Origin of the sequence: Bradyrhizobium sp. 137 (genome assembly GCF_023074095.1) — a bacterium.
Classification (GTDB): domain Bacteria; phylum Pseudomonadota; class Alphaproteobacteria; order Rhizobiales; family Xanthobacteraceae; genus Bradyrhizobium.
Genome location: NZ_JADPKU010000044.1, coordinates 338316 through 362730, shown reverse-complemented (window position 1 = coordinate 362730; position 24415 = coordinate 338316). Strand labels below are relative to the sequence as shown.

The 24415-nt window shown below is 65.8% G+C and carries 21 protein-coding genes; 8 read left to right on the top strand and 13 right to left on the bottom strand.

What is annotated here, in order from left to right:
* Positions 1–17: 17 nt before the first annotated feature.
* From IVA78_RS10955 to IVA78_RS10940, 4 genes are all read right to left on the bottom strand, one after another.
* Complete coding sequence (locus IVA78_RS10955; RefSeq protein ID WP_247277429.1) at positions 18–2342, bottom strand: xanthine dehydrogenase family protein molybdopterin-binding subunit; 2325 nt, start codon at positions 2340–2342, stop codon at positions 18–20.
* Between the two features lie 126 nt (positions 2343–2468).
* The gene (locus IVA78_RS10950; RefSeq protein ID WP_247459108.1) at positions 2469–3554 is read right to left on the bottom strand and encodes a trypsin-like peptidase domain-containing protein; all 1086 of its coding nucleotides are present in this window, start codon (positions 3552–3554) and stop codon (positions 2469–2471) included.
* Between the two features lie 171 nt (positions 3555–3725).
* Entirely contained in the window at positions 3726–4601 is an 876-nt protein-coding gene (locus IVA78_RS10945; RefSeq protein ID WP_247277431.1) for a dihydrodipicolinate synthase family protein, read from the bottom strand.
* A gap of 65 nt (positions 4602–4666) precedes the next feature.
* Positions 4667–5632 carry a VOC family protein gene (locus tag IVA78_RS10940; RefSeq protein WP_247465207.1) on the bottom strand — a complete coding sequence of 322 codons (966 nt, stop codon included), beginning with the start codon at positions 5630–5632 and terminating at the stop codon, positions 4667–4669.
* Positions 5633–5816: 184 nt separating this feature from the next.
* Between IVA78_RS10940 and IVA78_RS10935 the strand changes: the two genes are divergently transcribed.
* Both IVA78_RS10935 and IVA78_RS10930 read left to right on the top strand, forming a co-directional pair.
* Entirely contained in the window at positions 5817–6683 is an 867-nt protein-coding gene (locus IVA78_RS10935) for a S1C family serine protease (RefSeq protein ID WP_247277433.1), read from the top strand.
* A complete protein-coding gene (locus tag IVA78_RS10930) occupies positions 6680–7051 on the top strand; it encodes a helix-turn-helix transcriptional regulator (protein WP_247277434.1) in 372 nt (123 codons plus the stop codon). The genes IVA78_RS10935 and IVA78_RS10930 overlap by 4 nt, the downstream gene beginning before the upstream one ends.
* A 10-nt stretch (positions 7052–7061) precedes the next feature.
* Here the strand turns inward: IVA78_RS10930 and IVA78_RS10925 are convergent, their stop codons facing one another.
* The 4 genes from IVA78_RS10925 to IVA78_RS10910 form a co-directional block, all read right to left on the bottom strand.
* Positions 7062–8138 (bottom strand): HAMP domain-containing sensor histidine kinase, encoded by a 1077-nt coding sequence (locus tag IVA78_RS10925; RefSeq protein ID WP_247465204.1) that lies wholly within the window; start codon positions 8136–8138, stop codon positions 7062–7064.
* Positions 8125–8817 carry a response regulator transcription factor gene (locus tag IVA78_RS10920; protein ID WP_247277436.1) on the bottom strand — a complete coding sequence of 231 codons (693 nt, stop codon included), beginning with the start codon at positions 8815–8817 and terminating at the stop codon, positions 8125–8127. Before IVA78_RS10920 ends, IVA78_RS10925 begins: the two co-directional genes overlap by 14 nt.
* A gap of 97 nt (positions 8818–8914) precedes the next feature.
* Complete coding sequence (locus IVA78_RS10915; RefSeq protein WP_247277437.1) at positions 8915–9421, bottom strand: hypothetical protein; 507 nt, start codon at positions 9419–9421, stop codon at positions 8915–8917.
* A 287-nt stretch (positions 9422–9708) separates the two neighbouring features.
* On the bottom strand, positions 9709–12045 hold the full coding sequence (locus IVA78_RS10910; RefSeq protein WP_247277438.1) for a Tex family protein: 2337 nt from the start codon (positions 12043–12045) through the stop codon (positions 9709–9711).
* A gap of 380 nt (positions 12046–12425) precedes the next feature.
* On the opposite strand from IVA78_RS10910, the gene IVA78_RS10905 reads away from it, so the two are divergent.
* Positions 12426–13538 carry a ring-opening amidohydrolase gene (locus IVA78_RS10905; protein WP_247277439.1) on the top strand — a complete coding sequence of 371 codons (1113 nt, stop codon included), beginning with the start codon at positions 12426–12428 and terminating at the stop codon, positions 13536–13538.
* Between the two features lie 127 nt (positions 13539–13665).
* A complete protein-coding gene (locus IVA78_RS10900) occupies positions 13666–15135 on the top strand; it encodes an amidase (RefSeq protein WP_247277440.1) in 1470 nt (489 codons plus the stop codon).
* A 190-nt stretch (positions 15136–15325) separates the two neighbouring features.
* Here IVA78_RS10900 and IVA78_RS10895 read toward each other — a convergent pair whose 3' ends face one another.
* On the bottom strand, positions 15326–15643 hold the full coding sequence (locus IVA78_RS10895; RefSeq protein WP_247277441.1) for a hypothetical protein: 318 nt from the start codon (positions 15641–15643) through the stop codon (positions 15326–15328).
* A 149-nt stretch (positions 15644–15792) separates the two neighbouring features.
* On the opposite strand from IVA78_RS10895, the gene IVA78_RS10890 reads away from it, so the two are divergent.
* Both IVA78_RS10890 and IVA78_RS10885 read left to right on the top strand, forming a co-directional pair.
* Positions 15793–16701, top strand: coding sequence for a PaaI family thioesterase (locus IVA78_RS10890; protein ID WP_247465203.1), 909 nt, complete (start codon positions 15793–15795; stop codon positions 16699–16701).
* Positions 16702–16767: 66 nt separating this feature from the next.
* Positions 16768–17133 carry a hypothetical protein gene (locus tag IVA78_RS10885; RefSeq protein ID WP_247277443.1) on the top strand — a complete coding sequence of 122 codons (366 nt, stop codon included), beginning with the start codon at positions 16768–16770 and terminating at the stop codon, positions 17131–17133.
* On the opposite strand, the gene poxB is transcribed toward IVA78_RS10885, so the two are convergent.
* The 3 genes from poxB to IVA78_RS10870 form a co-directional block, all read right to left on the bottom strand.
* On the bottom strand, positions 17130–18866 hold the full coding sequence (poxB, locus tag IVA78_RS10880) for a ubiquinone-dependent pyruvate dehydrogenase (protein WP_247277444.1): 1737 nt from the start codon (positions 18864–18866) through the stop codon (positions 17130–17132). The genes IVA78_RS10885 and poxB overlap by 4 nt on opposite strands.
* An 80-nt stretch (positions 18867–18946) precedes the next feature.
* Positions 18947–19579, bottom strand: coding sequence for a 2-dehydro-3-deoxy-6-phosphogalactonate aldolase (locus tag IVA78_RS10875; protein WP_247277445.1), 633 nt, complete (start codon positions 19577–19579; stop codon positions 18947–18949).
* A 13-nt stretch (positions 19580–19592) separates the two neighbouring features.
* Entirely contained in the window at positions 19593–20507 is a 915-nt protein-coding gene (locus IVA78_RS10870) for a 2-dehydro-3-deoxygalactonokinase (protein WP_247277446.1), read from the bottom strand.
* Positions 20508–20721: 214 nt separating this feature from the next.
* On the opposite strand from IVA78_RS10870, the gene IVA78_RS10865 reads away from it, so the two are divergent.
* Together IVA78_RS10865 and IVA78_RS10860 are read left to right on the top strand one after the other, a co-directional pair.
* Positions 20722–21819, top strand: a complete 1098-nt coding sequence (locus IVA78_RS10865; protein WP_247414941.1) for an LLM class flavin-dependent oxidoreductase — start codon at positions 20722–20724, stop codon at positions 21817–21819.
* A gap of 56 nt (positions 21820–21875) precedes the next feature.
* Positions 21876–22430 carry a flavin reductase family protein gene (locus tag IVA78_RS10860; RefSeq protein ID WP_247414943.1) on the top strand — a complete coding sequence of 185 codons (555 nt, stop codon included), beginning with the start codon at positions 21876–21878 and terminating at the stop codon, positions 22428–22430.
* Positions 22431–22490: 60 nt separating this feature from the next.
* On the opposite strand, the gene IVA78_RS10855 is transcribed toward IVA78_RS10860, so the two are convergent.
* Entirely contained in the window at positions 22491–24347 is a 1857-nt protein-coding gene (locus tag IVA78_RS10855) for a sigma-54-dependent Fis family transcriptional regulator (RefSeq protein ID WP_247414945.1), read from the bottom strand.
* Between the last annotated feature and the right edge of the window lie 68 nt (positions 24348–24415).

The following is a 24415-nucleotide window of genomic DNA, read 5'->3' as shown; positions in this document are numbered from 1 at the left end:
ACGGTGCACCTGAAATATTAACCACCCGCCTTCGCGTCCCGGATCGCCTGCCAGATCTTCTGCGGCGTCAGCGGCGTGTTGAGCTGGGTGATGCCAAGCTCGGCGAGCGCATCCATCACGCCATTGGCGACGCAGGGCGGGCCGCCGATGGCGCCGGATTCGCCGCAGCCCTTGGCCCCGAGCGGATTGGTGCGGCAGGGCGCGGAATCGTCGAGCGTCACCACAATCGGCGGCACGTCGTCGGCGCGCGGGATGCAGTAGTCCTGGTAGCTCGCGGTGAGGAGCTGACCGTCGGCATCGTAGGACACGCCCTCATACAACGCCTGACCAATGCCTTGCACAACGCCGCCATGGATCTGCCCGGTGACCAGCATCGGGTTCACGGCAACGCCGACGTCGTCGACGGTGGTGTAGCGCACGACGCGGGAGACGCCGGTCTCGGGATCGATCTCGACCTCGCAGATATGCGTGCCGTTCGGCCAGCTCGGTCCGTCCACCTCGCCTTCGGAATCGACGCTGAGCTTGGCGCCGCTCTCCTTCTCGGCGAGATCGAACAGGCTGATGCGGCGGTCGGTGCCGACCACGGTGAGCATGCCGCCCTGATACTCGATGTCCTCGACCGAGGTCTCCAGCACGTTCGCGGCCTTCTCGCGCGCCTTCTGGATGAGGTCATTGGAGGAGACGGCCACGGCCGTGCCGCCGACGAACAGCGAACGGGAGCCGACGCTGCCAAAGCCCATGGCGAGATCAGTGTCGCCTTGGACGACGTCGATCTTGTCCATGGGAATGCCGAGGGTGTCGGAGATCATCTGGGTGTAGGTGGTCTGCAAGCCCTGCCCCATCGCCATGGTGCCGGAATGCAGCACGACGCGGCCTTGCGAGGTCGCGTGCAGGCTGACCTTCTCGGTATGCGCGCGCCCGCCAGTCCATTCGATATAGGAGGTGAGACCGCGACCGTAGAGCAGGCCCTTCTTCCTGGCCGCCTTCTTGCGCGCGGCAAAGCCGTCCCAGTCGGCGAGCTTCACGGCGCGGTCGAGCATGTGCGCAAAGGCGCCGGAGTCATAAATCTGGCCCGCGGCGTTCGTATAAGGCAGCTGCGCCGGCTTGATGTAGTTGGCCTTGCGGATCGCGCGCGGATCCATGCCGATCTTTCGCGCAGCCGCGTCGAACAGGCGCTCGACGATGAAGACGGCTTCGGGACGGCCCGCACCGCGATAGGCGCCGACGGGTGCGGTGTGGGTCATCACCGACTTCACCTCGAAATGCACCAGCGGCAGATCGTAGACGCCGGTCTGCACGAACGGCCCGAGCACCAGCGGGATGATGTTGGCCGCACCCGAGGAATAGGCGCCGGTGCAGCCGATCGACTTGACGCGATAGGCCAGCACCTTGCCCTTCTCATCCAGCGCGAAGGAAGCGGTCGAGGTGAGATCGCGGCCATGGGTGCCGCCGACGAACTCGTCGGTGCGGTCGCCGCGCCAGCGGATCTTCTTGTTCAGCTTGGTCGCGGCATAGGCGACGATGCCGTCCTCGGGATAGAGGTTGGTCTTCTGGCCGAAGCCGCCGCCGATGTCGCCGACCAGCACCCGCACGCTGTCCTTGGGACGCTTGAGCACGGCCTCCGCCAGCACGTCGCGAGTCGAGGCCGGTGTCTGCGACTGCACGTGCAGCAGGAGCCGTCCCGTCTTCTTGTCGACTTCGGCGATGGTCGAGCGCGGCTCCATTGCGGATGGAACGAGGCGTTGGCTGACGAGATCGAGCTCGACCGTGTGCGCCGCTTTGGCAAAAGCCTCGTCCACCTTGGCGGCATCGCCATAGCTCATCGCGCCGACGATGTTATCGGGCGCTTCCGGCCACACCACGGGCGCACCGGGCTTTACGGCCTCCACCGGGTCGACCACCGCAGGCAGCACGTCGTATTCGACCACGATCGCTTCGGCCGCGCTCTGCGCCTCCACGCGCGAGGCGGCCACGACGGCGGCAACCGCTTCGCCGGCGTAGCGCACGACTTCATGGGCCAGCAGCCGGCGCGGGGGCACCGTCATCGGCTTGCCGTCGGGACGTTTGAAAATGTTCAGCGTCGGAATGCTGCCGATGTCGTCCTTGACGAGCTCGGCGCCGGTATAGATCGCGGTGACGCCAGGCATCGACGCCGCGGCGCTGGTGTCAATCGAGACGATCTTCGCGTGCGCATGCGGCGAGCGCAGCACGTGCAACCACAACGCGCCGTCTGCCGGTTTGTCGTCGATGAATTGCCCCTTCCCGGTGAGCAGCCTAAGGTCTTCCAAACGCTTGACGGGCTGTCCCGCTCCGAAACGCAAATTGCCGGGAAGAATGTTCATTCCGTTATGTCCTTGAAATCCGGAAAACGACCGCGGCGGTTTTAGCCGATTTTGCAGTGGATACAACCGAGCCGCAGCACATCAGCATTGCGTGCCACGCCCCCATTGGCCGCGCAGATTGCCACGTCAGGAACGCTCGATGTCGATGATGCCTACATTCACGTCGCGGCTGTCCGAGCCCCGCTTGACAGTGAGGCGAATGGTCTTCCCGGCGCCGGCCTGCTCCAGCGCATCGGTCAAGTCGGAGAGGCGCCTCACCGGCTTGCCTTCGACCGCAGTGATGATGTCTCCGACCGCGCCAGTCGACAAGTTGACCCCGCGAATCCCCGCCCGCTCCGCAGGGCTGCCGGGGGCCGTCCGCACCACGATCACGCCTTGGACGCCAAGCCGCGTCGAAACATCCTCGCTGGCGGCCACGATGCCGATGCCGGGGGTCGGCACGCGACCGTTGCGGATGAGTTCGGGGACAATCCGGTTCACGACATCGACCGGCACCGCGAAGCCGATGCCGGCGTTCGAGCCGGACGGCGATATGATCGCCGTCGTGACGCCAATCAGGCGGCCTGCGGAATCCAGCAGCGGCCCGCCTGAATTGCCCGGGTTGATCGCGGCGTCAGTCTGGATGACGTTGGCAATCTCCCGGCCGCCATGGGTCGGAAGCCTGCGCTTGAGAGCACTGATGATGCCGCTGGTCATGGATTGATCCAGCCCGAAGGGATTGCCGATCGCAAAGGCGGATTGCCCGACCTTCAGATCGTTCGAACTGCCGAGAGCGACCGGCGGAGGGAGTTCGCGCACACTCCGGATTCGCAGGACCGCAAGATCGTAATTGGGAGCCGTACCGACCAGGTCAACCTGGGCCACCTCTCCCGACGCAAAGCGCACCGCCATCTCGCCGCCATTGGCCACGACATGATTGTTCGTCACAAGGTGCCCCTCGGCGTCCCAAACGAATCCCGTGCCGGAAGCGCCGCCCTGGCCCTCCTCACCCATGAGAGGACTAGCCGCCGATCTCACCGCTACCTGGACAACCGAAGGCGACACGCGCTCGAAGATGTCGATCGTGGCCTTTTCGGCCTCCGACAGCGGCCCGCGCTGCTCGACGGCTCGCGCGGCGGGAGTGGTCCACGGCGCATGCTGGATTTTCGCGGCAGTGACCACGAGCAGCAGAGCGGCCAGGGCTGCCGCGGCAATTCCGTAGCGACGATTCATGGGTGATCACCGCGGTGTACTGAAGACAATGCTCAGAATGCTCATGCCTGAGGTGGCGGATCTCGCTCACGCAGCAACGTCGCAAGCGCCTGGAAGTTTCCTGATCGAAGCAGATAGGAATAGGTCGGCTTGCGGCAGCATCTGGGGGCATATTGCCGCGTGACAATCGGGCTATGCCAGCTCCCGCAACGCCGCTTCCACGATCCTGCGCTGCTCGGCCGTCAGCGCGGCCTGCGGCGGCACAGGGTCGGCGACGTCGTAGCCCTGGATCGAAAGCCCCGCCTTGATGCAGGCGGCGAGATTAAAGCGGGCAAAGGCCTCGTTGATGCGCCACAGCCTGCGCTGAAGCTTCATGGCCTCCTCCCAGCGACCAGCCCTGCACAGTTCGTACAGCGCAACGCTCTGGCGCGGGATGATGCAGGCCGGGCCTGCCATCCAGCCGAGACCGCCGATCAGCATCACCGCGACCGGGATATGGGCGGAGGCCGAGAACACCCGCAAGCCATCGCCGCAGCGGTTGATGATGGAGAGCAGCCGGCCGGTGTTGGTCGAGGCGTCCTTGATGTAGCCGATGCGCGGATGCTCGGCGAGGCGCGCGATGACATCGAGGGTAAGGTCGGAGCGTTGGAATTGCGGATTGGTGTAGATCACGATGGGGATGTCCACGGCATCGGCGATGGCGCGGAAGTAGGATTCGACCTGGGCATCGGCGAGCGGGAAATACGCCTCCAAAATCGCCAGGATGCCGTCGGCACCGAGCTTCTGGTACGCTTTCGCCTGCGCCACCGCGTCCGCGATCGAGGTTGAAGCGACGCCCGCGACCACCGGCACGCGGCCCTTGGCCGCCTCGATCGTGGTCTGCACGATCGCCATGCGCTGCGCGGCATTGAGATAGGCGAACTCGCCGGTCGAGCCCAGCGGCGTCAGCCCGTGCACGCCGGCGGCGATTAGATCGTCGCAGAGCTTGCCGAGGACTTCGGTGCGCACCGTGCCACCGGCATCGACGGGCGAGACGAGATAGGGAAAGACACCGTGGAATTCGGACATGTCGGGCGTGGACCCCGGTCAATTGGTTTGCGCCTGAGGCGTATTACCAACGCCTGCGCCGGCGATCAAACCCTGAGAAGGCGCACCCGCGTGCCCCAGGGATCGACAGCCTCCAGGCCGTCCGCAAGCGCCCTGACCCGTGCGCCAACCTTGCGTAGGCGCTCCTCCTGGGCTGCGAGGATGTCGTGCTTCTCGGTCACCAGCGAGAACCAGGCAAGACCGGTCATTTGATCGTCGCGTTGGCCGGCACCCTGGCTCTGCCAGACATTCATGCCGAGGTGATGATGATAGCGGCCCGAAGACAGGAACGCGACACCGCTGCGGCGGCGGGTCGGGTCGAGGCCGATGCTGGCGTGATAGAAGCTCTCGGCCTGCGCGAGATCGCCGACGCGCAGATGCATGTGGCCGATGCGCAACCCTTCCGGCGCACCGGCATAGTCGGCCACGCGTGTATTGGTCAGCGACAGCAAGTCGGGGATGTTGAGCTCGTCGGTTGCCATCTTCACGCCGCCCTCGCTCCACTGCCATTGCGATGGATTGCGGTCGGCATAGACCTCGATGCCGTTACCTTCGGGATCGTCGAGATAGATGGATTCGCTGACAAGGTGATCGGCAAATCCCGACAGCGGCACGCGATGTGCGGCGGCATGCACCAGCCAACGCGCGAGATCCTTGCGCGTCGGCATCAGGAAGGCGGTGTGATAGAGGCCGGCGGCGTTGCGCGGCTCGATTGCGGCATTGGGACGGGCTTCCAGCACCAGCAGCGCGAGGCCGGCCGTGCCGAGCTTCGCGCCAGTCGCCGAGCGCTCCATCACGGTGAGCCCGATCACGTCGCGGTAGTAATCGGCGAGCTTGTCGAGGTTCTTCACCCGGAGCGTCACCATGCCGACCCGCATCGGCGTTCGGCTGGCATAGGTCGGGCCACCGCCCTGCGCATTGCCTTCGGCGCGCGCCGCGGCAGCCGCCGCCATTGCGAGAGAGGCCGCGCCGGCGAGCTGAAGCAGGGTGCGGCGGGTGAGATCGATGCTCATTCAGTCAGGGCTCGCGGAAATGGTTTGACGCCGTACAGCGCAATGTCGGGCCGGTTGCTACACGTTTCCGTGAGTGGGTCCCAATCACATGTTCGTCGGCCGGCACTGACGCTGCCCTGGCCACCCGGCCAGTTTCCGGATTGCCTGCGACATCCCAGATTGAGCACAGCTACAGGAGCCTGCCATGACCGACCCAACTCCTCTGTCTTCACTGTCGTCCGCGCTCGCGGACATGGTGGCGCGCACCGCACCGTCCGTCGTCTCCGTCTACTCGCATCGCTCCCGCGCGAGCGGCTTCGTGTGGAAGCCAGGCCTGATCGTCACGGCCGACGAGGCCCTCGCCGACGAGGGTGCGGTCGAGATCGGCCTTCCCGACGGCAGCCGAGTGGCCGCCGCTATCGCCGGTCGCGACCATACGACCGATATCGCGCTGCTGCGCACTGAGGCCGCGATTGCCCCGGTCAAGCTGACCACATCGGTCCCTGCGCTAGGCACGCTGTCGATCGTTGTCGCCACCAATCGCGATGCGCCGAGTGCGGCGCTCGGGATGGTATCGGCGTCCGGCAAGAGCTGGCGCTCCTTACGCGGCGGCGACATCGATGCACGGATCGAGCTCGACGTCCGCCTGCGCGGTAGCCAGCAGGGCGGCCTTGCGCTCGATGCATCGGGTGAAGCCTTCGGCATGGCCGTGCTCGGACCGCGGCGGGTGCTGGTGATCCCGACGGCGACGATCGAGCGCGTCGCGCCGCAGCTCGAGGCGCGCGGCCGCATCGCGCGCGGTTATCTCGGCGTCGGGCTGCAGCCGGTGCGGCTCGACGACGGTATCGGTGCGATGGTGATGAATGTCGATAAGACCGGGCCTTCGGCCGCGGCCGGCATCCGCCAGGGCGACGTGATCGTGGCGGTCAACGACCAGAAACTGTCCGGCGTGCGCGCGCTGTCGCGGACGCTGGGACCTTCCAGCGTCGGCGCGGTGGTCGATGTCGCAGTTCGCCGCGGCGGCGAGCCGGTCAGCTTCAAGGTCACGGTCGGCGAGAGGCCGGAGGCGTGAGCGAGGACAACGCGCCGGAGATCGTGCTCGCGCTGGAGATCGACGACCCAGCCCTCGCCGATCGGCTGGCCAAGCTGCTCGGCAACGTCGCCGGACTTCGCCTCGTCGCGCCTGGCGAAGCCGCCGCGGCGACGATTGTTGCCCGCGATCCGCGCATCATGCCCGGCGACATCGCGCTGACCCAGCGCGAGCTCGACGTGCTGGCGCTGATGGCCGAGGGCGCCTCCAACAAGATGATCGCGCGCCAGCTCGGCATCTCCGTGCACACCGTGAAATTCCATGTCGGCTCGCTGCTCGACAAGCTGGATGCCACCGGCCGCACCGACGCGGTCGCGCATGCGGCGCGCCGCGGCGTGATCGAGCTGTGACACCACCAATTCACGTCGCTAGTGCCGCCTTGAAGCTGAGCTGGACGGTGAGGCCCGGCGCATTGTCATGCAGCGCGATCTCGGCGCCATGGAGGCGCGCGACTGCGGCAACGAGACTGAGACCGAGGCCATTGCCCGGCGTATAGCGGCTCTGCTCGAGCCGGTAGAAGCGCTTGAACACGTAATCGCGTTCCTCCGCGGGAATGCCCGGGCCGTCGTCGGCGATCGCGATCACCGCGCCGCCATCGGCGCTGCGGCAGGTGACGGTCACCTGCCCGCCTTTGCGGCCGTGCTTGATCGCGTTGTCGACGAGATTGGCGATGGCATCGAACAAGAGGTCGCGGTCGCCGGTCACCGGCACCTCGCGGTCGCTGGCGAGACTGAGCTTTGTGGCGACCTGCTCGGCGGCGGCATCGTAGAGCTCGACGACCTCGCCGGCGATCTCGGCGAGGTCGAGCCCGCGGAAGGCGCCGGTGCGGGCCCGGGTCTCGATCTCCGATATCCGGGTGATGGAAGCGAACATGCCGAGCACGGCGTCGAGATCGGCGATGGTGTCGCCGATCAGCGCCGCATCCGCCTCGCTGTTGCGCGGGGTGTGATAGGCCTTTTCCAGCCGTCCGCGCATGCGCGTCAGCGGGGTGCGCAGATCGTGGGCGACGTTGTCGCTGACCTGTTTGACCTCCCCCATCAGCGTCTCGATGCGGTCGAGCATTTGGTTGAGGTTTTCCGCGACGCGGTCCCATTCGTCGTTGCTGCCGCGCAGGGGAATGCGCTGGTCGAGGCCGGCGAGCATGATGGCGCGGCTGGTGGCGTTGATTTGCTCGATCCGCCCGACCGTGCGCCGCGTCACCAGCACGGCCGCGAGCCCGGCGAGCACCAGAAGCAGCACGGCGACCGCAGCGATCGCGAGCTTGATCATGCGCGCGAAGGCATCGTGATCGCCGGCCTCGCCGAGCCGGCTCTGCACATAGGCGAGCGTGCCGAAATAGACGTAAGCCATGATCGCCGCGACGATCAGCCCGAACGCCGCGATCGCGATCAGCGCGAGGCGGAAGGTCGAGGAGCGGAGCGTCTTAGCCAGGAGCACGGAGGCAATATCCGATGCCGCGGATGGTGTGGATCAGCGGATAGGCTTGGGCATCGTCGACCTTGCGGCGAACGCGCCCGACATAGACGTCGATGATGTTGGTGGAGGGATCGAAATGCAGGTCCCAGACGTGCTGGAGCAGCATTGCGCGGGAGACGACGCGGCCCTCGTTACGAACGAGATATTCAAGCAGCTGGAATTCGCGCGGCAGCAGCGGGATCTTGCGGCCGCGGCGACTGGCGCTGCGTGCGATCAGGTCGACGGCGAGATCGCCGACCCGCAGCAGCGTCTCCTTGGCGATGGTCTCGCTGCGGCGGCCAAGCGCCTCCAGCCGTGCGAGTAGCTCGACGAACGAGAACGGCTTGACGAGATAATCGTCGCCGCCGGCGCGCAGGCCGCGCACGCGATCATCCACCTCGCCAAGCGCGGAAATGATCAGGAACGGCGCAGCGATGCCGTCGTCGCGCAATTGGCGCATCACGGTGATGCCGTCGATATCGGGCAGCATGCGGTCGATAGTGATCACGGCATAGTCGCGCGCGCCGCCCTGGTGAAGCGCTTCGCGGCCCGTGCCGGCAAGATCGACCTCGTAACCGGAGGTCGTCAGTTCCTCGACGAGCTGGCCTGCAGTCTCCGGATCGTCCTCGACGACCAGGATGCGGCGGTGACCTCCGGTCATGACGAACTCCGCGCGACGATCGCCACCAGACTATCCCGTTCCGGGGCTGAGCGGAACTGCCCGGTGGCGACCGCGACAATGGTGCGGTCCGGCGATGCTAGTACCAATAGTCTCCGCACACATTGACCCATCGCCAGCCATAGGGCGTCCAGCTCCTGCGCCAGCAGCCGTCGTCGTAATAGCTGGCGTAGATGAAGGGCGCGCCAAAGAAGGCGAACCGGTGGAAGCGATGATGATGATGGAAGAACGCATGCCGGCCGATGAAAGGCCTGCCGTGCCAGCCCGTGCCGGCAAACCGCGGTCCAAAGGCGGCACGGGTCGCGAGCGGAGCAGCGGCAAAGCGCGGCCCGATGGCGGCGCGGGCGGCCATTGGCGAACCGGCGAAGCGCGCGCCACCGAAATGAGCGCCGCCCATGCCGCCCACTCGCATGCCCCCGCCACCCATGCCGCCACCACCGACATGCATGCCGCCACCCCCGAAGTGGCCACCGCCGCCAAACCCGCCATGTCCGCCACCGCCGGCGCGGGCAAGAACGGGCGACGCGACCGCCAGCGTCGCGGCAACTGCCGCTGCGGCGAGGCCTGTGAGAAGCCTGTGTTTCATCGGAAAATCCTCCCTACAGTGCGGTGGTCACACAGCCGCACTCGAAGGTTCAGAAGAGGAGAACGCGCCGTCTCCTTCAACTTACAAATGCGCCAGATTCTGACGCGCGTGTTAGGGAGGCGGGCCACCGCTCTCTCCTCGTCAGTTGCAAGCAGCTCTTGCGACGAAGCAAATCCAGACTGTCCAGTGGAGGCAGTCTGGATTGCTTCGCTACGCTCGCAATGACGACGCGATAGAACTCGCTATCCGCGGAGCAGATCGCCTCTCCCCGATGGGCGAGGAGAGACTCACACCCGCTTGCCGCCGTTCTTCTCGGCTGCACGTCGCAACGCCTCCGCAAGCGCGCCGCCGCCGGAGGATTCCTGCTTGCGCGGCGCCGACGAGGTCATGCGCGCGCTGTTGCGCGAATTGTTGTCGCGCTGCATGCCGGGCGCGTCCTTCTTGGCGCCGATCTCGTCATCCAGCCGCAGCGTCAGCGAGATGCGCTTGCGGGCGACCTCGAAGTCCAGCACCTTCACCTTGACGATGTCGCCGGGCTTCACCACCTCGCGCGGATCCTTGATGTAGGTCTTGGACATCGCCGAGATGTGCACGAGGCCATCCTGGTGCACGCCGATGTCGACGAAGGCCCCGAAGGCGGCGACGTTGGTCACTGTGCCCTCGAGGATCATGCCCTTCTTGAGATCCTTGATCTCCTCGACGCCTTCCTTGAACACCGCGGCCTTGAACGCCGGGCGCGGGTCGCGACCGGGCTTTTCGAGCTCGCGCAGAATGTCGGTGACGGTCGGCAGACCGAAGGTCTCGTCGACGAAATCCTTCGGCTTCAGCGTGCGCACGATCTCGCTGCTGCCGATCAGCGCCTTGATGTCGCTCTTGGTCGCCGCGAGAATCCGGCGCACCACCGGATAGGCTTCCGGATGCACGCCAGAGGCGTCGAGCGGATCCTCGCCGCCGACGATGCGCAGGAAGCCCGCACACTGCTCGAATGCCTTCGGCCCGAGCCGCGGCACGTCCTTGAGCGCCTTGCGCGATTTGAACGGGCCGTTGACGTCACGGTGCGCCACGATGCTCTGCGCAAGACCTGTGCCGACGCCCGACACGCGGGCCAGTAGCGGTGCGGACGCAGTGTTGACATCGACGCCGACGGCGTTCACGCAATCTTCGACCACGGCATCGAGCGATTTGGCGAGCTTGGCCTGGCCGAGGTCGTGCTGGTACTGGCCAACGCCGATCGCCTTGGGCTCGATCTTGACAAGCTCGGCGAGCGGGTCCTGGAGCCGCCGCGCGATCGAGACCGCACCGCGTAAGGTGACGTCGAGATCAGGCAATTCCTCCGAGGCGAAAGCCGAGGCCGAATAGACCGACGCGCCCGCTTCGGACACGACGATCTTGGTCATCTTCAGTTCGGGCAGGCCTTTGACGAGGTCTGCCGCGAGCTTGTCGGTCTCGCGCGAGGCGGTGCCGTTGCCGATCGCGATCAGCTCGACGCGATGCTTCAGCGCGAGCCTGCCGAGGGTCGCCAGCGACTCGTTCCATTGCCGCTGCGGCTCGTGCGGGTAGATTGCGGTGGTGTCGACCACCTTGCCGGTCGCATCGACCACCGCGACCTTGACGCCGGTGCGGTAGCCGGGATCGAGCCCCATGGTGACGCGGGTGCCGGCGGGCGCGGCGAGCAGGAGGTCGCGCAGGTTCGAGGCGAACACCCGGACGGCCTCGGTCTCGGCCGAATTCCACAACCGCATGCGCAGATCGATGTTGAGATGCACCTGGATCTTGGTGCGCCAAGCCCAGCGCACGGTGTCGATCAGCCAGCGGTCGCCGGGGCGCTTCAGGTCGGCGATGCCGAACCGCTTCATGATCTTCAGCTCATAGGCGCTCGGCACGCCCGGCGGCGGCGCCTCGGCCTCGGCCTGGATCTGGAGGTCGAGGATCTCTTCCTTCTCGCCGCGGAACATCGCCAGGATGCGGTGCGACGGCAGCTTCGTCAGCGGCTCGGAGAAATCGAAATAATCGGCGAACTTCTCGCCCTCGGTCTTCTTGCCGTTGCGCACCTTGGAGACCATGCGCGCATTGGTCCACATCTCCTCGCGCAGAGCGCCGATCAGATCGGCGTCCTCGTCGAAACGTTCGACCAGGATGGCGCGGGCGCCGTCGAGCGCGGCAGCGGCATCGGCAACGCCCTTCTCGGCGTCGACAAAGGCTTCGGCCACGGCCTTGGGATCATTGCCAGGCTCTGCCATCAGCTGATTGGCGAGCGGCTCGAGGCCGGCTTCCTTGGCGATCTCGGCCTTGGTGCGGCGCTTCGGCTTGAACGGCAGATAGATGTCTTCGAGGCGCGCCTTGCTGTCGGCGGCAAGAATGCTGGCTTCGAGAGCCGCGTCGAGCTTGCCCTGCTCGCGGACCGATTCGAGGATGGCCTTGCGGCGGTCTTCAAGTTCACGCAGGTAAACCAGGCGCTCCTCCAGGGTGCGCAATTGCGCGTCGTCGAGCGCACCGGTCGCTTCCTTGCGGTAGCGGGCGATGAAGGGAACCGTGGCGCCGCCGTCGAGCAGCGTCACCGCTGACTCGACCTGCTCGGCACGAACCCCAAGCTCCTGCGCAATTTTCTGGTTGATATTTGCCACGCGAGAATTCCTCTATCCTAGCACACGGCGGCGAACCACCGGCCACGGGACGCCGCTTATGAACCAACCGGGGTTGATTGATCAAGGTGCAGCGGACGGCCGTCGACAGAGGATTTTTTATTGAACCGATGCGATCTCGCCACATTCGTGGAGATGGCGAAGACGGCGCACAAATTCCGCTGTCGTCCTGGCAGAGACCAGGACTCACCGCTAGTCTGTCGATCACGGCCGGAAGCAATACCGAACGACGAATCTTCGCCAAATTGCTCCCTGGGGTAATGGGTCCTGGCTTTCGCCAGGACGACGACGGGGATTGACAGGCGCCAAGCTTGGACGACTGTTTTGTCTGCCGGACCACCGAACCCCCAAAGAGAAGTGCAATGCAGACGACATCGGTCGACGCCATCAGGATCGCCACCAAGGGCCCCGGCGACGTGTCCGGCCTCATCAGTATGATCAGCTCAGGCGCGATCGATCCAAGCGAAATCCTCGCAATCCTCGGCAAGACCGAGGGCAATGGCGGAGTCAACGATTTCACGCGGGAATATGCTGTGGCCGCGTTGTGCGCGGCGCTTGCGCCGCGGCTCGGCCTGTCTCCAGAGGAGGTCGAGCAGCGCATCGCCTTCGTGATGTCGGGCGGCACCGAAGGCGTGCTCAGCCCGCATATCACGGTGTTTACGCGGCGCGACGTCGAGGGGCGGCCGGCGGGCATGTCCGGCAAGCGCCTGAGCATCGGCATGGCACACACCCGTGATTTCCTCCCCGAGGAGTTCGGCCACTCGGCACAGATCACCGAGACGGCGAAAGCCGTGAAGGCGGCAATGGCGGATGCCGGCATCACTGACTCTGCCGACGTTCATTTCGTGCAGATCAAGTGTCCACTGCTCACCAGCGATCGCGTCGAAGCGGCCAACGCTCGCGGCAGCAAGACGGCGACGACCAGCGCCTATGGCTCGATGGCCTATTCGCGCGGCGCCTCCGCGCTCGGCGTCGCAGTCGCGCTCGGCGAGATAGCGCCTGACGTCGGCGACGAGGACGTGCTGCGGCGCGATGATCTGTTCTCGTCCGTTGCCTCCACTTCGGCCGGAATCGAGTTGATGCACAACGTCGTCATCGTGCTCGGCAACTCCTTGTCTTCAGCAAGCGCGTTCGAGATCGGGCATGCCGTGATGACCGACGCGATCGATGCCCCGGCGGTGGTATCGGCGCTGAACAGCGTCGGGCTCGGCGTGGCGCCGCAGGCAAAGACGGGTCGCGAACTGGTCAATATCTTCGCCAAGGCGGAGGCTTCACCGAGCGGCAGCGTGCGCGGCTTTCGCCACACCATGCTGGAAGACACCGACATCAGCGCCACCCGCCACGCCCGCGCTGCGGTCGGCGGCCTGATTGCGGGACTTGCCGGCACCGGCGCCATCTACATCTCCGGCGGGGCCGAGCATCAGGGACCGCCGGGCGGCGGGCCGGTTGCAGTGATCGCGCGACTGTCGGATTGAGACGATCGGCAGCTCTGCGCCTCCACCTCTCCGCCCCATGCAACCCTGCCCCCCGCGCCGGCTCAGTTGATTCACGAAGATCCTTGCGAAAGGAAAGGTAGCGCCGCATCAAGAGGATTTTGCCGACATGACTTTGCCGATGAGCTGGAATGAATGGGCGCAGCACGACGGCGTGGCGCTGGCCGCGCGCGTCCGCAACGGCGAGCTGACGGCGAAGGAACTGGCGCGGCAGGCCGCGGCGGGCGTCGCCAAGGTCAATCCGGCGCTGTCGGGCGTGGTCGAGCTGTTCGAGGACGTGATCGCCGATCCCGCCAAGGACGGCGCCAACCTCTCCGGCCCGTTCGCCGGCCTGCCTTTCCTGATGAAGGATCTGGGACCGACCATGAAGGGCCGCCTCCAGGAGATGGGTTCGCTCCTGATGCGCGGCAATCGCGCGGACGCCGATACCTTCCTGACCGGCAAATTCCGCCAGGCTGGCCTCAACCTGATCGGACGTACCACGACGCCGGAATTCGGCGTCTGCAGCTCGGCCGACAATCCCGCCGTCTATGTCACGCGCAATCCCTGGAATACCGACTACACCACTTGCGGCTCGTCGGCCGGCAGCGCCGCGATGGTCGCGGCCGGCGTGGTGCCGATCGCGCATGCAACCGACGGCGGCGGCTCGATCCGCATTCCCGCGGGCGTCAACGGCAATATCGGGCTCAAAGTATCGCGTGGCGTGTTCTCGCTCGCACCGCACATGTCCGATCTCACCGGCCTCGTCTCGATCCAGGGCTGCCAGTCGCGCAGTGTGCGCGACACTGCCACCTTTGTCGATCATGCAAGGGGACCTGCCCCCGGCGAGTTCATGCCGTTCTGGACCACGGCGCAGCCTTATTCCGAGATGATCAAGCGCGATCCCGGCAAGCTCCGGATCGCGCTATCGCACACCTGGGGCGATTACACCGCAACGTCGCACATCGCCACCGAGCTGGAGAAGACCGGCCGCTTCCTCGAAGGGCTCGGCCATCACGTCGACTATGCGCTGCCCGAGCTCGATTTCCGCGCTGCGTTCGCGGCGCAGACCACCTGCTACATCTCGAACTTTGCGGTGGTGATCTCCAACATGCTCGCCGCGCGCGGGCTGGAGAAGCCGCCGGAAGATCTGATCGAACCCATGAACATCCGCATCTGGGAAGCCGGCCGACACACGAGCTTCGCCGAGCGCGCGAAGATGCAAGGCGTATTCAACACGGCCTCCCGCGGCTTCGGCGCTTTCTTCGAGCAGTGGGACGTGATCCTGACGCCGGTCACCGCGCTGCCGACGCCGAAGGTCGGCACAAAGGAATATCTCACGATCTCCGACAATCCCGACGTGCTCGACTGGTTCGGCAATCTCTGGCGCAATTTCGCCTTCACGCCGCTCGCCAATCTCTGCGGCATCCCGGCGATCTCGCTGCCAATGGCGACCCACGAGCACGGCCTGCCGCTCGGCATCCAGGCGATCGCCAAGCAGGCCAATGACGGGCTCTTGCTGCAACTCGCCGCCCAGATCGAGCGCGCGCTCGACGGCAAGTGGAACGGCGGCAAGAAGCCGAAGGTGCATGTGGGCTGAGTGCCGCCGCAAGGAAGCTGGCGACGGATTCCTCGCGGCCCATCCTTCGAGACGCCTGCCTTTGGCGGGCCCTCAAGATGAGGTCATCCTCGCAGCGCGATCTTTGACCCTCATTTTGACCCTCATGGTGAGGAGCGCCGCCTTACGGCGCGTCTCGAACCATGAAGGCCCTGCAATGGCGCGACTGCCATCAATTCTTCACTGCCGGAATCTCCTCCGTCGGCTGCTGCTGGCCCTGCTTGTACATCGTCAGCGCCTTGTCGAGCGCCTCGCGCAGGGCAAGCGCCGCGGCCACGCTGCAACGCAGGTGCGCGGTCTGGACCACGTCGACCCTGACTGCGGCGCCGACCGGCATCAGGAGATTCGCGGCAAGCTCGATCTGGATCGCGCCGTTATGATGGCCGAAGCATGAGGCGCCGTCGAAATAGATGATCGGCGCCCGCTCCGAGCTGGAGGTCGAAATGGTGACGGGCCCCTGGGCGGTCGAGGGTGTTTCGGGGTCGGTCATGGGCGCTCCTTGCGGATAGGTCGAACGAACGAAGCACCCACCATCGTCGCTTCGGCCGCCTCTGTCGAGACCAAACCGGCCTTGCAGGACCGTGCGAAGGTTACATGCGGGGTTTTGCGCAATGCGCGGCACTGGTCTAGAACGTCGCTATGTCTTGCTCATCGACCACGCTTCCCTTCGAGGAACTCGCCGAGGCCATCAAGGGCCGGCGCTCCGATTACGGCCATATCAGCGGGCTCCAGCTCGACCGCTTCGCGCCCGGTGAGGCCTGGTCCAGCCTGCCTTACCGTCCCGTCTTCGTCGGCGACACCGAGACCGGCGTTCTGCATGGCGGTGTCGTCACCGCGATGCTGGACGAGAGCTGCGGCATGGCGGTGCAGCTCGCGCTCGACGGCACGCGCGCGATCGCAACGCTCGACCTGCGGATCGACTATCAGAAGCCGGCAACGCCGGGCCTCGATATCAAGGCGCATTCCGTCTGCTACCGCACCACACGCTCGATCGCCTTCGTCCGCTCCACCGCCTATCAGGAGTCCGAAGACGATCCGGTCGCGACCGCGACCGCCTGCTTCATGATCGGCGCCAACCGCACCAACATGCTCGCGGACCGGAGAATGGATTCGCGCAGCATTCCGACGCTGGAGGCGCCCGAGGATCCGGATGGCCCGTTCGCGAATAGCCCGTTCGCGCGCTGCCTCGGCATTCGCGTCAACGGAGACGCCACGCTGACGATGCCGTTCTCGCCGAAGATCATCGGCAATCCGATCCTGCCCGCGATCCATGGCGGCATGACCGGCGCTTTTCTCGAAACCACCGCGATCGTCGGCGTGGCGCGCGAGCTCGGCACTGCGGCGCCACCCAAACCGATCGGCCTCACCGTCAACTATCTGCGCTCCGGCCGGGCGCTCGACACCTTCGCCGACGTATCAATTGTGAAGCAGGGGCGGCGCATCGTCGCCTTCGAGGCGCGGGCCTGGCAGGACGATCCGGACAAGCCGATCGCCACGGCCTTAGGTCATTTCATGTTGCGGCCAACGCCCGGAAGTGACGAGGAATAGGCGTATTTCACTTGACGGGCGGGGCGCAGGACACAACGATAGCGCGTTCCCGCGAGAGGTATTGGGTTGCGGCATCCGCTCGACATCGTCGCCATGTTCGCCGCACTCTGGCTGCTGGCATCGATGGTGCTCGACGCGCTGACGCCGAAGGAGCTGACGGCGGTGATGATCGCCATTGCGATCGGGCCTGCCATCGTTATCACTGCCGTGTTCTATTATCTGCGCTGCCCACGGACGGATTTCGCGGTGATGTTCGCGGCGCTCTGGCTGATTTCAGACGTTGCCATTGCCTTCATCTCGCCGAAGGCGCTGCCGCATTTGCTGATCGTGCTCGGCTTCGTGCCGGCGCTGCTGATCGGCACCGTGCTGCACTGGCAGCGCTTCCAGCACCGCCACGAGCGGCTACCGGTGCCGTCAGCCAAGCGCAGTTAACGCGGCAGCAGATTCGTCTTCGCAAGGTCCAGCACCTCGTCGCCACGACCGTTCATCACGGCGCGCAGCACCCAGAGGCTGAAGCCCTTGAGCTGCTCGGGCGTGATGGTCGGCGGCATCGACAGCTCCTGCTTGGCGGTGACTACGTCGAGCAGTGCCGGCCCGTTATGAGCCAGCATCTCCTTCATCGCGCCGGGCAGCTCGCCGGGGTCTTCGACGCGTTGGGCAAAGATACCCATCGCGCGCGCCATCGCCGCGAAATCCGGGTTCTCCAGATCGACATTGGTATCGACGAACCCCGCGGCCTTCATCTCCAGCGCGACGAAGCCGAGCACGCCGTTGTTGAAGACGACTACCTTCACCGGCAGCTTCATCTGCGTCAGGGTGATCAGATCGCCCATCAGCATGGTGAAGCCGCCGTCGCCCGACAGTGAGATCACCTGGCGGCCGGGTTGGGAAGCCTGCGCGCCGATCGCCTGCGGCATGGCATTGGCCATCGAGCCGTGCACGAAGGAGCCGATCAGCCGACGGCGGCCGTTCATGTCGAGATAGCGCGCGGCCCACACCGTGGGCGTGCCGACGTCGGCGGTGAACACGGCATCGTCGGACGCATGGTCGCTGATGACTTTTGCCAGATATTGCGGATGGATCGGCTTGGCTCCCGGCGTCCCCCTGGCGAGCTGGTCGAGACCCTCGCGCGCCTTCTTGTAGTGCGCGAGGGCATCGTCGAGATGCCTGCGCTGCGTCTTGGTCTTCAAGAGCGGCAGCAGCGCCTCGATGGTCAGCCGGACATCGCCGACGAGGCCGAGATCGATCTTGCAGCGCCGGCCGAGATTTTCGGGGCGGATGTCGATCTGCGCGACCTGGCAGTCGGTCGGGAAGAACTGCTTGTAGGGGAAATCGGTGCCGAGCATCACCAGCGCGTCGCAGGCGTGCATGGCCGCGTAGCCCGAGGAAAAGCCGATGAAGCCGGTCATTCCGACGTCGTAGGGATTGTCGTATTCGACATGCTCCTTACCACCGAGCGCGTGCACGATCGGGCTCTTGAGCGTTTCGGCAAACTGCATCAGCGGCGCATGCGCGCCGGCGCAGCCACGACCGCAGAACAAGGTGATGCGTTCGGCACCGTTCAAGAGATCCGCGAGCGCTTGCAACTCACCCGTCTGTGGCACGACCTTCGGCGCTGCCGGCGTAAGCCCGCGCGTCGTCGACTGCGCGCGCTTCGGCGGGCTGCGAAAAGCGACATCGCCGGGCATGGCGACGACGGCGACACCGCGCAGGCCGACCGCCGCACGGATCGCATTCTCCAGCACGTAAGGAAGCTGGCTAGGGTCGGAGACCAGCTCGCAATAATGGCTGCATTCGCGGAACAGGCTTTGCGGATGCGTTTCCTGGAAATAGCCGCCGCCGATCTCGGCCGAGGGGATCTGCGCCGCGATTGCCAGCACCGGAACGCGACTGCGATGCGCGTCGAACAGGCCGTTGATCAGATGCAGATTGCCGGGGCCGCAGGAGCCGGCGCACACCGCAAGGCTTCCCGTCATCTCGGCTTCGCCGGCGGCGGCAAACGCCGCGACCTCTTCGTGCCGGACATGGATCCAGTCGATGGTGCCGCGGCGGCGCAGCGCCTCGGTGAGGCCGTTCAGGCTATCGCCGACGATGCCATAGATGCGCTTGACGCCGGCCTGTTCGAGCGTCGCCACGAACAGATCGGCTATGTTGTTGATCGCCATGTCGGTCTCCTGAACTCGCTGGTGCAGCAAGATAGGATAACGCAGGACCGTGACGGCATCACGGCTTGTTTATTGGCGGCTCAGGCTTGCGCAATCGCCCGATCGTACGCCGCGATCGTCAACTTTGCGCGAGCGGCAACGTCCGTCGCCGTCATGCCGGGCTTGTAGAGGCTTGAGCCGAGCCCGAACGCCGTCACGCCGCCCTTGATGTATTCGGCAAAATTCTGGTCGGAGACACCGCCGACAGCGGCGATCATCACGCCGGCCGGCAGCACGGCGCGGATCGCGGCGATGCCGGACGCGCCGAGCACGCTCGCCGGAAAGAACTTCAGGCTCGATGCGTCGGCGCGCGCCGCCAGAAGCGCTTCGGTCGGCGAGAACACGCCGGGCATCGTCACCATGCCGTGCTGATGCGCGCGCGCCAGCACTCCGGTATCGACATTCGGCGAGACCATCAGCTTGCCGCCGACGTCGTTGAGACGATCGACGTCTGCGGCCGTCAGCACAGTGCCGGCGCCGATCAACACGCCGGCGGGCGCGAGCTTCGCGGCGGTCCCGATCGAGCGGAACGGATCTGGCGAGTTCAGCGGGATCTCGATCGCGGTCATGCCAGCCTCGATCAGCACGCCGACGATCGCCTCGGTTTCCTCCGGTTTGACGCCGCGCAGGATCGCGACCAGCGGACGCTTCATCGGCGGAAAGGCAACGCTCATTTCAAGATTCCTCTCATTTCATCCAGATCGCGGCGGCCGCCATCGAAAGACCGCGGCGAACGGCTTCATCGGCGTCAATCGGCTGCACGGTGACTGCTAACGCCTCGAAGGCGAGCCGATACAGCGTCGCGAGCCGGCCGGAGGCAATCAGCGTGACGCCGGCTTTCGGGACGGCGCCCGAAAGGCCCGCTGCGAGCTCAACGCCAATGAGGGTACCCGATACCGTTTCGCGCGCCGCGGCCGGCGTGCCGCCGAACAGGAGCTGCCGCGAGCGCGCGGTGAACAGAAGATTGGCGGCGAAGGCCGGCGCCTTGAATGCAGCAACCACCGCCGCCTTGAAGCTTGCGACGTCCTCGGCGTCATCGGCTCCGACGACCGCGAGCGACAGGATCGTCTCGCGCGAGACGACACTGAAGAGCTCGCCGGTCATGAAGGTCGAGAAGTGCTCGACAATGCCACCCTTCACGCGGACCCATTTCGAATGCGTGCCGGGCATGCAGACCAGCGCCTCGCCGGCGGCATCGAGTCCGAGCGCGCCGAGCAATTGCGTCTCCTCGCCGCGCATCACGTCCGGCGTGTTTGCATCGCGCTGCGCGATGCCCGGCAGGATGCGGATGTCGCGCAGCTCGCCCGGTACGAGCGCAGCCTGCTTCAGGATGGCGGCAAGTGGCGCCGGCGTGTCGACATAGCCGGTCTCGACCCAGCCCGTCTTGGCGCCGGCCATGCCGCAGACGAGAACCGGCAGATGATCCGGCGCTTCGACGGCTGCAAGATGCGATTGCAGCACGGCAGGGAAGCCGGTCTTGGCCGCAGCCAGCATGCCCTCGCCGCTGCGGCGTTCCGCCAGCACCTGACCGGCACGATCGATCAGCCAGAGCCGAAAGCTGCTGGTGCCCCAGTCCACCGCGGCGTAGGCGGGTTCGGTCATTCGAAACTGTCCTCGTCTTGCAGCTAAGACGTCGTCTCGCGACAATGAGACGACATGTTGCAAGTCTGTGCCGAGATACCGGCGATTGCGAGGGCAAACCAGCCCTTTCTCATCGATTTGAAGCCCCGCCGCGCTGGCACACCGCTTGCTGAAGCTTCGCCACTCAACTCCGTCAACGCGCAACAAGACGCGTCAACATCAGATGAGGAAACCCATGGAGATCGGCTATTTCACGATGCCCTCGCATCCGCCGGAGTGCGGCCTGAAGGAAGGGAACGACTGGGACCTGCAGGTCATGCGCTGGCTCGACGAGCTCGGTTATCAGGAGGCCTGGGTCGGCGAGCACCACACCGCGCCCTGGGAACCCAACCCGACGCCGGATCTTCTAATCGCACAGGCGCTGATGCAGACCAAGAATCTTCGCATCGGACCGGGCGGCTTCCTGCTGCCCTACCATCACCCGGCCGAGCTCGCCAATCGCGTCGCGATGCTCGATCATCTCTCCGAGGGCCGTCTCAATTTCGGCGTCGCGGCGAGCGGCCTGCCGAGCGACTGGGCGATGTTCAACGTCGACGGCATGAGCGGGCAGAACCGCGACATGACCCGCGAGGCGCTGGAGATCATCCTGAAGCTGTGGACCGAGCCGGCGCCCTTCACCCACAAGGGCAAGTTCTGGACGGTGACCAAGCCTGACACGATGTTCGACTTCCTCAAGCCTCACATCAAGCCGTTCCAGGCGCCGCATCCGCCGATCGGCGTCGCCGGGCTTTCCAAGAATTCGGACACGCTAAAACTGGCGGGCGAGCGCGGATTCATTCCGATGAGCCTCAACCTCAACCCGGCCTATGTCTCGAGCCATTGGGATTCGGTCGAGATCGGCGCCGCCAAGACCGGACGCAAACCGAACCGACAGGACTGGCGGCTGGTGCGAGAAGTGTTCGTTGCCGATACCGACGAGGAAGCCTGGAAGCTCTCGACCGGCGACATGATGGGCCGGATGATGAGCGAATACTTCCTGCCGCTGCTCGGCCATTTCGGCTTCAAGGACTACCTCAAGCACGCGCCTGACGTGCCCGACAGCGACGTCACCGTCGAATATTGCGCCAAGCGGAACTGGATCGTCGGCTCGCCGGCGACCGTCGCCGAGAAGATCGAGAAGATCTACGACGAGGTCGGCGGCTTCGGCGTCCTCCTGGTGTTCGGCTTCGACTACAAGCACAAGGCCGAAGCCTGGCATCATTCGCTGTCGCTGCTGAAAAACGAGGTGATGCCGCGCCTGACGCATCTCGGCTCGGCGCGCAAGGCGGCTTGACCCGGTATGGGTGCGGCGCGATCGTGCCGCACCCACCCAATCTCGGAGATTTCCGCGTGACGGTCGACGCCAAGGATTTCAAGCAGGCGATGCGCCAATGCGCCGGCGCGGTTGCGCTGGTGACGGTCGGCGCCCAGCACGGCAAACGCACCGGACTGACCGTGACGTCGGCCTGCTCGCTCTCTGACAATCCGCCGTCGCTGATCGTCTGCGTCAACCGTAGCGCCAGCGCACACGGGCGCATCCGCGAGGAAGGCGCATTTGCAATCAACTTCCTGCACGAGGATCACGCCCTGCTGGCGCTGACTTTCAGCGGCCAGAAAGGCGTCAACGGCGACGACCGCTTCGCTTTCGGACAATGGACGCGAGGCAAGACCGGCGCGCCGGTGCTGACGGACGCGGTCGCGGCTTTCGACTGCGTGCTGGCGCAGGAGTTCGAGACGAAGACGCATTCGATCTTCATCGGCGAGGTGCGCGGCGTGTCGCATGCGGATGCCGCCAAGCCGCTGGTCTATCTGCGCGGTAATTTTCACAGGCCGCAGGAGATCCGCGAGGGCGTGACGATTGGCGACATCGATGCACGGCATCTGAGCTGGACGGATTTTTCGTGACGGCGGCAGTGGCGGTGTGCTCTCTCGCCCCGCTCGCGGGAGCGGCTCGTTTTCTCGACACTACTGCGTCGTCTCGATCTTCAGCAGCTTGATCTTGCGATAGAGCGTCGCGCGGCTGAGCTTCAGCGCGCGTGCTGCCTCGGTGACGCGACCACCCTGCCTGCGCAGCGCCTCGACGATCGTGGCGCGCTCGGCCGCTTCGAGATCCGGCTCCGCCTTTCCGAACCGCGGCAAATCGAGATCGGCATCGGTGATGACACCGTCCTCCGCGGTGCAGCCGGCAAGCCGCAGCACGTGGCGGAGTTGGCGCATGTTGCCGGGGAACGGATAGGCCACGAGCTGCGACCAGGCTTCATCCGAGACTCGGCAGTTCGGCGCCTCCTCGCGTGCGATCTGCCGAATGACGTCGTCGCGGTCGGCGCGCTCACGCAACGCCGGCAATCGCACCTCCATGCCGCGCAGGCGGAAATAGAGGTCGGCGCGGAAGGCGCCCTCCTCGGCCATGCGGCCGAGATCGCGGTGGGTGGCGCTGATCAGGCGGATGTCGACGGCGACAGGCTTGAGCGCGCCGAGCGGCCAGACCTCGCGGTTTTCCAGCACGCGCAGCAAGCGGGTCTGGAGCGCGATCGGCATGTCGCCGATCTCGTCCAGGAACAGCGTGCCGCCATCGGCCTGCACGATCAGGCCTTTCGAGCCGTCGCGCCGCGCGCCGGTGAAGGCGCCGGCCTCGTAGCCGAACAGCTCGGCGTCGATCAGGCTCTCCGGCATCGCCGCGCAGTTCAGCGCGACATAATTGTTGCGCGCGCGGTTGCTGGCCGCATGAATGGCGCGCGCGAACACGTCCTTGCCGACGCCGGTCTCGCCATGCAGCAGCACCGGCAGATTGTGGTCACTGACGCGCTTGAGCCGTTTCACGCTTCTGATCAGTCCGGGGTCGCCACCGGCGAGCCGGTGCAGCGCGACGAAGCGATCGACGGAGCCGTCGCCGCGCGGGGCCGGCCGACGCGCCCTCGCACGCAACGGCGGCGCGACACGGCCCCGGCCTAACGGACTGCCGTCGGCCCGGCGCAGCTCGACGATCTCGTCCGCGCCGCGCGCTGCGTGACGAACGAACCTGACATAGCGTGATAGATCGATGCCGGACGCGATCATGCCGTCGGTCAGGCCCAGCAGCGCACGCGCCGAACGGCAGGCGCCGACGATGCGCCGATCATCGTCATAGGCGAGCAGGCCGCGGCCGCCGTCTCCAGGCACGGTCGCAACCCAGGCGTCGCGGAAATGACCGCGGAAGATCGCGTCCTCCATTCGCCGCGCCGCAGCCATCGTCACCGCGAGCGCAAGCTGATGCGCGGCGCGGCTGAGGTCATCACGACACGACGTGATGTTGACGGCGCCAGCAATGCGACCCGCTTGGTCGAACAAGGGCGTCACCGCGCAGGAGAAGATGCTCCACTGCTCGCGAAAATGCTCGTCCCGATGCACCAGGATCGGTTTCTGCTCCGCAAGGCAGGTGCCGAGTCCGTTGGTGCCTTCGAAGGCCTCCGAAAAATTGGAGCCGGTGTAGACCTTCCAGCGCAGGAAGATGTCGGCGTCGGCCTCGCCCGGCAACCGGCTTAACAGCATGGTCGCGCTCGCGTCCGCGAGATTGACGCAATAGCCGGCCTCGCGCAGCACCGTGGCGAGATCGTCGAGCTCGGGCGTTGCGAGCCTGATCGTCTCCTCCATCGGCTCGGCAACGTGACGGATCTCGGCTTCGGTCAGCGTCTGCGGCGGCCCGCGGCGGGCGGGATCGAGCTTGTGATTGACCAGGCAGCGCCGCCAGGAATTGGCAATCCGCGAAGAGGCATCGACGTCGGCCACGTGATTGGCGACGGACAAGACACGGGCGACATGGTTCGAGGCCGAAAGGCTGGCCATCGCGGACGTCTCCACCCTGTATTATTGTGCAAAGTCTGGCACTGCGGGCGGGGATGTCAATCGGGAAC